Raw genomic sequence first — 13,955 nt, forward strand, 5'->3', positions numbered from 1 at the left:
CTCATAACTCAATACTTACAACTCAAAACTAATATTTATACCGTTCGCCCCAAAGTTTCTTCAGTTTTTCTTTGGTTTCCGCTTCGCGGGAGTTATTGCCTGGGTCATAAATTTTGGTACCTCTTATAGCTTCCGGCAGAAAATCCTGGTCGACGAAATTGCCTTCGAAACTGTGAGCATATTTGTATTCCTTACCATAACCAATGTTCTTCATCAGTTTGGTTGGCGCATTGCGCAAATGCAAAGGAACTGGCAAATCGCCGTGTTCTTTTACCAAAGCGATTGCCGCACCAATTGCCGTTGTTGCCGAATTGCTCTTAGGCGAAGTAGCCAGGTAAATAGCCGTTTGAGAAAGAATCAATTGTGACTCCGGCCAGCCGATAACATTCACCGCCTCAAAGCAGGATTGTGCCAGCAACAAAGCATTCGGATTAGCATTGCCGATGTCTTCTGATGCCAGGATCAGCATACGACGTGCAATGAACAGCGGGTCCTCTCCGCCTACGATCATCCGCGCCAGCCAGTAAACAGCGCCATTCGGGTCACTGCCGCGCATGGATTTGATAAAGGCGGAGATGATATCATAATGCTGCTCGCCAGTTTTATCATACAGCGCCATGTTCTGCTGTACATGCTGTAAAGCTACTTCATTCGTGATGACGATCTTTTTGGTTGGGAAGGCATTCACCAACAGCTCGAAAATATTCAGCAGCTTACGCGCATCGCCACCAGAAAGCCGGAGTAAAGCTTCATACTCTTTAACCTCAATATTCTTTTGCTTCAGCACCACATCTTCCTTCATTGCCTTATTGATCAGGTTGACGAGGTCGTCCTCTTCCAACGATTGCAGGATATAAACCTGGCACCGTGACAGCAAAGCCGAGATAACCTCGAACGATGGGTTTTCAGTGGTAGCGCCAATCAGGGTAACAATACCTCGCTCAACAGCTCCCAAAAGAGAATCTTGTTGTGATTTAGAGAATCGGTGTATTTCGTCGATGAATAAGATAGGCAGCGTTTCGCCCAACTCCCTCAATTGCGATGCTTTTTCAATCACTTCCCGCACATCCTTCACACCCGAATTGATCGCGCTTAACGAAAAGAAAGGGCGGTATAAAGTCTGCGAAATAATATATGCCAACGTAGTTTTACCCACCCCCGGCGGTCCCCAGAATATTATGGAGGGCAGCGAACCCGATTCAATGGCTTTGCGCAATACTGCACCCTTCCCAACCAGGTGTTTCTGGCCAACATAATCATCCAGCGACTTCGGGCGCATGCGCTCGGCTAATGGCGGCAAATTGTTCATGTAGTAAAATTCGGAAATAAAAATTCAAATCCTAAAAAATTTAGTATTTTTAAAGTGGTCGAATTTGACCACTTTAAAAAAAAAGAAGATCATGTTGGTGACAACACCAACTTAGGTAAAGAAGTTTCACTAACTGACTTCAATAGAAGTCTATTACATCTTATTAAGACTAAACCGCCTAAAAAAGACGATACGCCACCGGAAGAACCTGAAAAAGAAAAGTAGTTGTATTATTGGTGGTTAGGTAGTACTTTTAGATAGACCTAATCACGCAATAATGACTAAACCAGACCAACCAGATAACAATAATCAGCCAAGCCAAGAATTGCCAAATTCTAATCCTGTTCATTATACCGAACAGGAAAATCAAAATGGTAACAGCAGAACTAGCACTCAAAACCCCAAGTACCTCAAAAAAATTTGGAAGTTTATTGGCGAGAATGGCGCAAAAGCCCATTTTAGCAATCTGACGTCCTTTTTTATGCTTGTCGTGACCATTATTTTGGCGTGGTATACATTTAGACTCTTTAATATCTCCAATAAAAGTATAGCTGTTGCTATAACAGCCGATAGTATCGCCAAAGCATCTCTCGATGAAAGTAAAATAAATAATTTTAAAGCCGCCGTTAGACAAAAAACTATTGATAGCTCGACTGCTATTACTGATGCTCAAAAACTTAAAAGAGACACTAATTTTGTTAAGAAGCAAACACAAGGCATTGATTCGCAAATAGTGGCTCTTCAAGAGACACGTAAAGAATTTGAAATTGAAAATAGACCTCTCATACAAGCGATAGATTTGCAATTTGATACTCTTAAACCTGGAAAAGATGTTTGTATATCTTTCAATTTTAGGAACTACGGGAAGCAGCCAGTAAGATGCCTTACGTCCCAGTACGCTATAGATTATCAACTTGGAAAGGATTTCAAAATGAAACCAAAGGTCAACTGGAATTACAACTTTATAAACGGGTATCTTACAAGTGGTAATTACTCTCACCACTTTTGGCGATCTGCGGATACGGTTAACACGGAATCTGTTAGACGTATAATTAATGGGGATATATCTACCTATGTGTTTGGTAAACTCATCTATCAAAATACTGTGACACTTAAAAAAACAGAATACGATTTTAATTTCCGGCTCAAGTTTGTTCCAGCGGGATTTGGGGTAGAATCCATTACTAATGAGGTAATACCTATTAAGAACTAATTTCCGAACTGGTGTAAGATTGTACGTCATTGCCAATTCGGAAATAAAAATTCAAATCCTAAAAAATTTAGTATTTTAGGAACAATTATATGATACAACAGTTTGATCAATCCAACTACCGCTCTATTTGCGATCAACTGGCAGCTGCCGATCCCGAACTGCAATATATTATTGATGCCCATGGCTATCCGCCATTCTGGTCAAGGCCCAATAGTTTTGAGTCGCTGGTGCATATTATTTTAGAGCAGCAGGTTTCGCTGGCGTCTGCTTTATCAGCCTTGAATAAATTGAAAGAGCGCGTTCAGGAATTAACCCCTGCTCGGGTACTGCTGCTTACTGACGAAGAAATGCGCACCTGCTATGTAAGCCGTCAAAAAAACGGGTATATTAAATATCTTGCTGAAGCATTGTTGAGCGGTCAGCTGAAGTTGGAAGAATTTCATCATATGCCTGATGATGAAGTCCGGGCGCAACTAACAGCTCTTAAAGGTATCGGTAACTGGACTGCCGATGTATACCTGATGTTCGCCCTGCAACGGGCAGATATTTTTCCTATCGGGGATTTGGCTGCGGTAAATGCACTGAAAAGGATCAAGAAATTACATCACGCCATTACCCAACCGGAAATGCTATTGATTGCTGAGCAATGGCGACCCTATCGCACCCTTGCCGCTATGCTGTTGTGGCATTTTTATTTAAGCACACCGCGACCATCATCCAAAGCTGCTGCAACCAAATAAGCCTTAAATTGTAACAGAAGCGCCATTTTTAGCAAGTCAAGGGCAATCAATCCGGACAAAATCCGTTTAGGGGATATTCATTCATAAGTTTTGGCTTATGAATTTTTTGTGCGTAAATTTGATAGATACTCCGAAACCTGCGCATCGCAATTCATCTTGTTGAAATATTAAAAGTACTTGCCTATGAAACTGATTATTCATGGAGGCTTTTTTAACGAATGGAAAACCAACCAGGAGGTAAAGTACGCCAAACAAGAAGCGTTGCGCGAAATTGTACAATTAGGTTACCGGTATCTTCAAACGCATAATGCTATTGAAACTGTAGTATATACGGTAGCTTTACTGGAAGACTGCGATCTTTTCAATGCGGGCACCGGTTCACAAATACAAAGCGATGGTAAGATCAGGATGAGCGCCTCATTAATGGATGGAAAATCCATGCAGTTTTCAGGAGTTATTAATATTGAAGGGGTTAGAAATCCCATCCGCGTAGCGGAAAAACTTATAAGCCGTGAAGATAAAGTATTGAGCGGTAAAGGTGCAATTGAATTTGCGCGGTATAACGGATTCCCGTACTATAATCCTGAAACACCGATGCGCCGCCGCGAATATGAAAAGAAACTAAGCGATTCCATACGCATGGGTACGGTAGGATGTGTAGCGCTGGATATTTATGGCGACCTGGCAGCAGCGACTTCTACGGGAGGTAAAGGCTTCCAGATCCCTTACCGTGTAAGCGATTCGGCCACGGCGGCGGGAAATTATGTGAATCGATATGCCGGGGTATCCTGTACAGGGATAGGCGAAGATATTGTGAGCGGTGCAGTCGCACCGAAGATTGTAACGAGGGTAACTGACGGTATGGCAATCCAGGCGGCGACAAACAAAACCTTAAACGAATTAAAATCGTTTAACGGGTGCGCAGGAGTGATTGGGATTGCTGCTAACGGTGATACTTTTCACGCTGATACCCACCCTTATATGGTGTGGGCACTGCATGACGGGCTGGTGGAGGTTTTCAATTGAACCCTGCAAATGCTTGTTAATCAATTTTATATGTATATTAGCAAAATTAATTAGTAGCACCGGGATAGAATAAATGCGTATAAGACTAATCATTTTCTTTTGCCTGATCAGCTTTTCGGCCTCGGCCCAAATCTGGGAAAAGATAGGTTTCAAAAAGAAACACATCGTGTTGCCTGCCCTTCCGCCTGCGAAAGGGCATCAGTTTGTTAGCACCAATAACACTTTAATTTTAAATAATTTGCAGGCTCAGCCAATCGTGCTGGAGACTTGCGAGTTCACGCTTGTTGCTACTTCAAAAATGGTAATGGAGCAGGCTAAGCACAATATGCGTTTCCGTATTTATAACGATGCCAGCTACAATTTCAGCGACCTGGCAGCTTTGTATGTTAAACTGCATCGCTGGTCGGAAGCTAAATGGTATTATTTGCAAAGCAACAATATATCGCGCCAGCAAAATGACGACAAGCATACGATGAACAATTTGCTTGGCCTGGCGGATATAAAAGTAAACACCGGCGATATACCGTCAGCAAAAGCCGATCTGATGGAGGCACGTGATCTTTCACGCTCATTGGGCATGCAAACCCAAACTGCTGATATTGAAAAACAAATACTTTTATTGGCTCAAAATAACGGCACGGCACAAAAACCTGATGTAAAATATGCGGAAGGCACCTTAAATGCTGAAAAAAAGACACTTTAGCATACGGCATTGAAACTTTCCGCGTTATTATCCGTCCAAGTAAAACATAAATTGTAATATTGTTATTTCTATGACAGAGGCAGTATTTACACTGTCTCTTTTTATTTACATTAGCAAAGCTATAATAGGCACGAGTATTGATGTTCAGTTTAGATTTAAAGCGAGTAAAAGATATGTTCAGGAAAATATATATTCTATTGGTGCTTGCTGCCATGTTCGCATGCAAAGCATCTCCGGCTAACCAGCCAATGAAAAAGGTTGACGGGTCAAATGACCTTCAACCCGACGCACAACAAAGCGTCGTATGTCAGTATATAGCCACTATTATCAGTGAGCATAATTATAAAAAGGTTCCGTTGAATGATTCATTGTCGGAGGTAGTTTTTAAACGCTATGTAAAAGCGCTCGACGAAAACCATAACTACCTGCTGGCATCTGATATTAAGGACTTTGATAAATACAAAGATGTGATTGACGACGACCTGAAAAGCGGAAATCTGTCTGATGTATTCTACATGTTCAATGTTTATCAGAAACGTTATAATGACCGTATAAAATATTCACTGGCCCAATTGGATAAGAGTTTCGATTTCAACGGTCATGATAGCTTCACTTTCGACCGCGACAGCCTGCCTTACTTTGCCTCAGAAGATGAGTCAAATAAAACCTGGACCGAACGTGTAGAGTACGACCTGCTTAACCTGAAAATGGCTAACCCTGATCTCGCTAAAGACAAGGAAACTTTAAAGAAACGTTATGAGAGCTTATTGTCGCAGTCGAACAAGCTGAACAATCAGGATGTGTTCCAGATTTTCATGGATGCATTCACCAATGCTGTCGACCCGCACACCAACTACTTTAACCCTGCCAATGCGGCCAATTTCAATATCGAAATGTCGCGCTCTCTGGAAGGTATTGGTGCAACGCTGCAGTCAAAAGATGAGTATGTGACGATTTCATCTATCGTTCCGGGTGGTCCTGCCGATAAGAGTAAACAGTTATCTCCTGAAGACCGCATTGTTGGCGTGGCTCAAGGTAAAACAGGTGAATTCCAAAACGTGATAGGATGGAGAATAGAAAATGCTATTGCTCTTATCCGTGGTACTAAAGGAACTATCGTTCGTTTGGAAGTGTTGTCGAAAGGAAGCAGCACCAGCAGCAAGCCTAAAGTGGTAGAGATGGTTCGTGAAAAGATCATCCTGAAAGATCAGTCGGCTAAAAAAGAAATACGCACTTACAACTCAAACGGTAAGGAAGTAAAGATCGGTATCATATCCATCCCGGCATTCTATATTGATTATAACGACTATAAATCCGGTAACCCAAACTATAAGAGCACAACCCGCGACGTGAAATTGATCCTGGATACCCTGAAACGCGAAAATGTGGACGGCGTTGTGATCGACCTTCGTGAAAATGGCGGCGGCTCTTTAATGGAAGCAATTGATTTGGGTGGATTGTTTATCAAAACAGGCCCGATCGTTCAGGTTCGTGATGCACGCGACCAAACTGAAGTAGATAATGATGAGGATCCGGCGATCGCTTATTCTGGTCCGATGGCTGTGGTAGTTGACCGTTTCAGCGCATCAGCATCAGAGATATTTGCCGGAGCTATGCAGGATTATGGTCGTGCGTTGATACTGGGTACTCAAACTTATGGTAAAGGTACCGTACAAAATGCAATCGACCTGGATAAGGTGATCAAACCATCTGTATTAGCCGACCTGATGGCCAAAATGAATGGCAAGACTGACAAAACCGTTAACACTGGCAGCCAAAGCAGGTTAGGTCAATTGAACCTGACCATCGCCAAATTCTACCGTATCAGCGGAAATTCCACTCAGCATAAGGGTGTAACTCCGGATATTAAATTCCCTTCGGTTATTCCACTGGATAAATTTGGAGAAGATACCGAGCCATCAGCATTGCCTTTTGACATCATTGCAAAGAGCAGCTATACCAAAGTAGGCGACTTTACCGCAGTGGTGCCTCAATTGACCAAGCTGCACGAACAACGCATGAATACCAGCAAGAGCTATCAATACCTGATGCAGGATATTGCTGATTTCACCAAACGCGAAAACGAAAAGAGTGTAACCCTGAACGAGCAGGAATTGAAAAAACAACGTGATTCGGATGAAGCCAAATCATTTGACCGGGAAAACGAAAAGAGGGTGGCTTTAGGTTTCAAACCGCTGAAAAAGGGTGAAACCAAGCCTAAAAATGAAGACTTGGATTTCTTGAAAATAGAAGCAGGACAAATTCTAACCGACTACATTAACCTGGGCGGCAAATACACCAGTAACCCGGTTAATCAACAGCAACAATAATTTATTCAGAATTTTGAAAATATAATCCCGGCTTGGTCCGGGATTTTTTGTTTCTGTATAATAAACATTTGCGCCTTAGCCTCAATTATACATTTGCATAATGACCCGTAGGGTCTACCGCTTTGTAGCAACCCCCAAAAATGTATTTTTTTGCCTCGTAGAGGCTACCCATTATCCACCATGCAAATGGCTCGCATGTCTGAGGGTAGCCCCTACAGGGCAAAATCATTGTTATTAATTTTTTCTACAAAGCGGTAGACCCTACGGGTCAAATCATTCCACCGAGATTGGTATAATACGGCTTAAAAAGTAACTTTTACCTTTCGCCTTTCAGCTTTTACCTTTCTATATAAAACTAATTCAACTAAATTAGGGTTTATCAACTATGCCTGACAAACCGCTGCTTGAGTTTACCGACCGGGGTATCTACTGCGAAAAAGGTGGATTTTATATCGACCCATGGAAGCCGGTTGATTATGCGGTAATCACCCACGCTCATGCTGACCATGCCTATGTTGGGCACAAACACTATTTGGCTCATCGTTTATCCAAACAGGTGCTGTTTTACCGTTTAGGGGAAATCGATTTGCAAACAGTAGATTACGGTGAGAAGATCAATAAAAACGGTGTCGAAATTTCTTTATATCCTGCCGGACATGTGATTGGCTCGGCGCAGATACGGGTAGAATATAAGGGCGAAGTTTGGGTTGTATCAGGTGATTATAAGGTAGAGGACGATAGTATCTCCACACCATTCGAGCCGGTAAAATGTCACCACTTTATTTCCGAGTGCACTTTTGGCATGCCTGTTTACCAATGGAAGCCACAAGTAAAAACATTTGAAGAAATGAACAAATGGTGGCGTAACAACCTGGATAATGGATTGACCACTGTAATTGTAGGATATTCATTGGGGAAGGCTCAACGCATCTTGCAGAATCTTGATCTGTTTAACGGCAAAGTGTATACTCATGGGGCAATTGAAAATATAAACCAGGCATTGCGGAATAACGGCGTACAACTCAATCCAACCGAAAGGATTATCTATGACACACCTAAAGAAGAGATTAGAAAAGGCATAGTACTCGCACCGCCATCTGCAGTCGGCTCTGCATGGATGCGCAGGTTTGCACCTTATGATTTTGGATATTGTTCAGGATGGATGGCTATTCGGGGAGCCAAGCGACGGCGCGCTGCTGATAGAGGCTTTGTCCTGTCCGATCATGCTGATTGGAACGGGTTGATCAGCGCCATAGATGCTACCGGTTGTGAATGTGTTTATTTGACTCACGGCTATACAGCTACATTCTCCCGATATCTAAGTGAAATCGGGTTTAATGCGAAAGAAGTTTATACCTTATATGGCAACGAGGAAGAAGAAAACACCGGCGGCAATGATCTTTTGAACGAAACCGATAATCGTGTGCTTTCTGCCGAAGGAAATGATTTGGAGGGCACAACATGAGAGCATTCGCCCAATTATTTTTATCGCTGGATGAAACCAATAAGACCAATGAAAAAGTTCGCGTCCTGAAGGATTATTTCACCAACGTGCCCGATTCGGATAAGATGCATATGCTGGCCTTATTTACCGGTCGGCGACCGAAGCGACAGATCAACGCAACATTGCTGCGCAATTGGGCCATCGAAGCATCCAATATTCCCGTATGGCTTTTTGAGGAAAGTTACCAGGTAGTGGGTGATCTGGCCGAAACCATGTCGCTGTTAATGCCACAAAACAATTCGGGCAGTAATAAAACGCTGACGGAATGGATAGCTGAGATCAATGCGCTTGCTGATAAAAACGAGGAGCAGAAAAAGCTTTGGCTCATGGAATCATGGGCGATGCTTGACCCACAGGAGCGATTTGTTTTTAATAAGATCATGACCGGTGGTTTTCGTGTTGGTGTTTCTCAGAATCTGGTGATCAAAGCGCTGGCCGATGTGACCGGTTTAGATGCGCCAACATTAACGCATCGCATCATGGGTAGCTGGATGCCGGAGATTTTCCACTTTAAACAATTGATTGAGGCGAAAGGAAGCAATGACGACATTTCGCGGCCTTATCCTTTTTTTCTGGCTTATCCTATCCAGGAAACGTCTGAACAGCAGCGCTCGGTTGAGGAACTGCAAAATACTTTAGGCAACGCTGAAGACTGGCAGGCTGAATGGAAATGGGATGGCATCCGAGCGCAAATGATCAAACGCGATGGTAAGATATTCATTTGGAGCCGCGGTGAAGATCTGGCTACCGAGAAATTCCCTGAATTGCATCCGTTTTTAGATGCATTGCCGGATGGTACGGTTCTGGATGGCGAGATATTGAGTTTTCGTAATGGCTTGCCATTGCCATTTAACGTACTCCAAACCCGCATTGGCAGGAAGAACCTGAGTAAAAAGATATTGCAGGAAAGCCCTGTAGCCGTGATCGCTTACGATTGTTTGGAATATCAAGGCAACGATATTCGTCCTAAAACACAGAGCGAACGTCGTAAACTGTTGGAAGAGTTGCATTCTAATACGCCTTTTCCCGAATTTTTCCGGCTATCCCCTTCGATCAGTTTTAACAATTGGAATGAACTGGCTGCCAAGCGCGATGAATCAAGGGCAATGATTGCCGAAGGTATTATGCTGAAGCGCAAAAGCGCCACCTACCAGGTAGGTCGTAAGCGGGGCGACTGGTGGAAATGGAAGATAGATCCCCTATCCGTTGATGCGGTAATGATCTATGCCCAAAAAGGCCACGGTCGCCGGGCTGATCTGTATACCGACTATACTTTTGCTGTTTGGGACGGCGATAAATTGGTGCCATTTGCCAAAGCCTATTCCGGCTTAACCGACCAGGAGATCAATAAAGTCGATAATTTTATCAAACGGAATACTATTGAAAAGTTTGGCCCGGTACGCACCGTAAAACCCGAGCTGGTTTTCGAGATCGGATTTGAAGGCATCAACCGTTCCACCCGGCATAAATCTGGTGTAGCTCTACGTTTCCCACGCATTCTGCGCTGGCGGCATGATAAGCCTAAAGAAGAGGCGGATACAATCGAAACTTTGAAAGCACTTTTGGGGGAATAAGAGACATTGATTCCCTCTTCCTGTCATTTCGATGAGCAAGCTGGGTAAAGCGGGGGAAGGCGGCGAAGAGAAATCTTCTACACCCTGCATAGTCTGCTTTGCAAGTTGTATAAGATTTCTCCTCACCCCTAAGCTGGTACCACCACGTTCGTCGAAATGACATGACTTTTTATTTTATGCTAATACCACGATTTCGACCTTTACCTCTCTGCAAACACGAAATGACACGATTTTTTATTTCTAACTCAAAGGGTTATAATTGGCTTTCAGCTTTCTTCTTTTGGCTTTCAGCTTCTATCCCTATCTTTAATTTCTCATAAACTGCATTTACATGAAGAAATTGACATTATTTGTGCTGTCGGTCTTTACAGTCAGCTATACCTTTGCTCAGAATATGAATATCAAAACGCTTCCCTATCCCCAAACCAAAAAAGTTGATACTGTTGATACTTACTTCGGCACAGCTGTTCCCGATCCTTACCGCTGGCTCGAAAACGATCAGGCTGCCGATACCAAAGCGTGGGTGAAAGAAGAAAATAAGGTTACCCAGGATTACCTCGGACAAATCCCTTATCGCGACGCCATCCACAAACGGTTGGAGGTTTTATGGAACTACGAAAAATATAGTGCACCCTTTAAAGAAGGTAAATACACTTATTTTTATAAGAACGACGGTCTGCAAAGCCAGGCTGTTTTATGGCGGCAGATAGGTGACGGTCAGCCTGAAATATTCCTCGATCCCAATACCTTTTCGGCAGATGGCACTACCTCTATGCAAGGCATCGATTTTACAAAAGACGGCAGCATGGCAGCCTACCAGATATCCGAAGGCGGTTCCGACTGGCGCAAGGTGATCGTAATAAAAACGACCGATAAATCCATTATCGGCGATACCCTGCGCGATCTGAAATTTACAGGCCTGGCATGGAAAGGCAATGAAGGCTTTTATTATAGCACTTACGATAAACCCAAAGTAGGCAGCCAGCTTTCAGGTATGACGCAATATCATAAACTATATTACCATGTTTTGGGCACACCGCAGAGCCAGGATAAACTGATATTCGGCGGCGAGCAAACCCCACGACGTTATATTGGGGCTTACCTGACCGAAGATCAACGTTTTTTGGTGATCACCGCGGCTACAACGACCACAGGCAATGAGCTATACATTCAGGATCTGAGTAAACCGGGCAGCGAGATTGTGAATGTGGTTAATAATTTTGATAATCAGCATGAGGTGATAGACAATGTTGGAAGCAAGCTGTATATCCTTACCAATTTATATACACCAAACTTCAAAGTGGTAACAGTTGATGCATCCAATCCGCAACCAATCCACTGGAAAGACCTGATACCCGGAACTAAAAATGTGCTGACCGTATCAACCGGCGGCGGAAAGATATTCGCCGAGTACCTGAAAGACGCTACCTCATTTGTTCAGCAATATAATATGGATGGCAAGCTGGAGCGTAATATCGAATTACCGGGCATCGGTTCGGCAGGTGGATTTGGTACTAAGAAGGAAGAGAAGGAAACTTACTATACCTTCACCAACTACGTTTATCCACCGACTATTTTCAAGTATGATATTGCCACCGGCCAGTCGACGGTTTATAAAAAAGCAAATGTAAAATTTGACCCGACACAATACGAGTCGAAGCAGGTATTCTATAAGTCGAAAGACGGCACCAAGGTCCCGATGATTATCACCTATAAAAAAGGTACAGTGATGAATGGTAAAAATCCTTTGTTACTTTATGCGTACGGTGGTTTTGGTGTTAATCTGACGCCTGCTTTCAGCACGTCCAACATTGTCTTATTAGAGCATGGGGGCATTTATGCTGTACCTAACCTGCGTGGCGGTGGTGAGTACGGCGAAACCTGGCACAAGGCCGGCATCAAAATGAAAAAGCAAAATGTATTTGACGATTTTATTGCGGCTGCCGAATACCTGATCGCTAATAAATACACCTCTAAAGATTACCTGGCTATTTCAGGCGGGTCAAACGGTGGTTTATTGATTGGCGCTGTGATGACGCAGCGCCCTGATCTATGTAAAGTGGCTTTCCCTGCGGTAGGTGTGATGGACATGCTGCGTTACAACCAATTTACTGCAGGTGCAGGCTGGAGCTATGATTATGGCACCGCACAAGATAGTAAAGAGATGTTCGATTACCTGTATAAATATTCGCCATATCATGCACTCAAACCGGCAGATTACCCGGCTACCATGGTTACCACTGCCGACCATGATGACCGTGTAGTCCCCGCACATTCTTTTAAATTTGGTTCGCGCTTGCAGGAATATCAGCAAGGCAAAGCCCCGGTGCTGATCCGTATTGAAACTAAAGCCGGACATGGCGCAGGACAATCAACCGCACAGATCATCAGCGGTCAGGCCGATAAATGGGCCTTTATGTTCCAGAACATGGGTTTGGATTGGAAAGAATAAAATGAAGTCGGAGGACGGAAGTCAGAAGTCGGAATGGAATTCAAAAAGGGTGTCATGCTGAAGCACAAGCCTGTCCTGAGCCTGTCGAAGGGAAGCATGGTGGGCAAAGGCCCCTACGCACCGCACTTCGACGGGCTTAGATTGACACCTTTCGCACATTTATAATTTATGAAAAGGAATATAGCTTTAATGGTTATTCTGCTTTTGGTAAGCACAATAGTATCCGCCCAAAAGAAAAACCTCAGCATCGTTTACATCGGCGATAGCATAACCCAAGGTGTACAATTAGCGGACCCTGCAACCGAAGCGCCGCCGGCCACCGCCACGGCATGGCTTCGTAAACAAAAAGGTATCGGCAAGATAGAGTTTTCAAACCAGGGCGTAAGCGGTTTTACAACGGTCGATTTTTTACCATCGACCAATACCGTATTTCCTCGAGCGGATAAAGCTGCATCTGCGTTGAATAGCAAAGATGCGATATTGGTATTTTTTATTATGCTTGGAACTAATGACAGTGCCATCAATGGCCCAAATGGTTCACCTGTTTCGCCTGAGAAATATCACGATAACTTGAAAACTATCATTGATCGTTTATTGCAGCACTTTCCCAACAGCAAATTTGTGATTCAAAAACCGATATGGTACAGTCCGAACACTTATAATGGGTCGGTGTATTTGCAGGAAGGCTTGGCCCGCTTGCAAAGCTATTTCCCACAAATAGATCAATTGGTGAACGAATACAAAAAGGTCAAGCCAGGTCATGTTTTTACCACCGATACCAGAGCCTTTGATTATTTCAGCAAACATTATACAACTGATCAGATCCCTGAACAGGGCCACGAAGGCATCTTTTACCTGCATCCAAATAGCAAGGGCGATATAATGCTGGGCCAGTTCTGGGGCGAGGCAATTTATAAATCCGTCATGAAATGATAATAAGAAAGGCTTCCCGGTAATAGACTGCCCCCAAAAAGTTAGACACTATTTGGGGGCATTTTATGAGAAAGAACAAGAAGCATAATCCGGCATTTAAGCTGGATGTTATTAAAGAGTATCAATCCGGGGAGTCACTCAGCTCACTGGCAAAAAAATGGGGTTTGTCGC

Annotated in this window: 10 protein-coding genes; 9 read left to right on the forward strand and 1 reads right to left on the reverse strand. The window is 43.5% G+C overall.

Going from position 1 to position 13,955, the window contains the following annotated elements:
- Nucleotides 1–28: 28 nt before the first annotated feature.
- Nucleotides 29–1,309, reverse strand: a complete 1,281-nt coding sequence (locus VIM89_RS00195) for a replication-associated recombination protein A (RefSeq protein ID WP_488154093.1) — start codon at nt 1,307–1,309, stop codon at nt 29–31.
- 277 nt (nt 1,310–1,586) lie between these two features.
- Between VIM89_RS00195 and VIM89_RS00200 the strand changes: the two genes are divergently transcribed.
- From VIM89_RS00200 to VIM89_RS00240, 9 genes are all read left to right on the forward strand, one after another.
- Nucleotides 1,587–2,522 carry a hypothetical protein gene (locus VIM89_RS00200; protein ID WP_488154094.1) on the forward strand — a complete coding sequence of 312 codons (936 nt, stop codon included), beginning with the start codon at nt 1,587–1,589 and terminating at the stop codon, nt 2,520–2,522.
- Nucleotides 2,523–2,611: 89 nt separating this feature from the next.
- Entirely contained in the window at nt 2,612–3,262 is a 651-nt protein-coding gene (locus VIM89_RS00205) for a DNA-3-methyladenine glycosylase family protein (RefSeq protein WP_488154095.1), read from the forward strand.
- A 183-nt stretch (nt 3,263–3,445) separates the two neighbouring features.
- Entirely contained in the window at nt 3,446–4,288 is an 843-nt protein-coding gene (locus VIM89_RS00210) for an isoaspartyl peptidase/L-asparaginase (RefSeq protein WP_488154096.1), read from the forward strand.
- Nucleotides 4,289–4,361: 73 nt separating this feature from the next.
- Nucleotides 4,362–4,991, forward strand: a complete 630-nt coding sequence (locus VIM89_RS00215) for a hypothetical protein (RefSeq protein ID WP_488154097.1) — start codon at nt 4,362–4,364, stop codon at nt 4,989–4,991.
- 173 nt (nt 4,992–5,164) lie between these two features.
- Nucleotides 5,165–7,321, forward strand: coding sequence for a carboxy terminal-processing peptidase (locus VIM89_RS00220; RefSeq protein WP_488154098.1), 2,157 nt, complete (start codon nt 5,165–5,167; stop codon nt 7,319–7,321).
- A gap of 385 nt (nt 7,322–7,706) precedes the next feature.
- The gene (locus VIM89_RS00225) at nt 7,707–8,786 is read left to right on the forward strand and encodes a ligase-associated DNA damage response exonuclease (RefSeq protein WP_488154099.1); all 1,080 of its coding nucleotides are present in this window, start codon (nt 7,707–7,709) and stop codon (nt 8,784–8,786) included.
- Nucleotides 8,783–10,399 (forward strand): ATP-dependent DNA ligase, encoded by a 1,617-nt coding sequence (locus tag VIM89_RS00230; RefSeq protein ID WP_488154100.1) that lies wholly within the window; start codon nt 8,783–8,785, stop codon nt 10,397–10,399. The genes VIM89_RS00225 and VIM89_RS00230 overlap by 4 nt, the downstream gene beginning before the upstream one ends.
- A 331-nt stretch (nt 10,400–10,730) precedes the next feature.
- Nucleotides 10,731–12,851 (forward strand): prolyl oligopeptidase family serine peptidase, encoded by a 2,121-nt coding sequence (locus tag VIM89_RS00235; protein ID WP_488154101.1) that lies wholly within the window; start codon nt 10,731–10,733, stop codon nt 12,849–12,851.
- A gap of 168 nt (nt 12,852–13,019) precedes the next feature.
- Nucleotides 13,020–13,784, forward strand: coding sequence for a GDSL-type esterase/lipase family protein (locus tag VIM89_RS00240; RefSeq protein WP_488154102.1), 765 nt, complete (start codon nt 13,020–13,022; stop codon nt 13,782–13,784).
- Nucleotides 13,785–13,955: the final 171 nt, after the last annotated feature.

The sequence above is a fragment of the Mucilaginibacter sp. genome (assembly GCF_036568825.1).
Taxonomy (GTDB): domain Bacteria; phylum Bacteroidota; class Bacteroidia; order Sphingobacteriales; family Sphingobacteriaceae; genus Mucilaginibacter.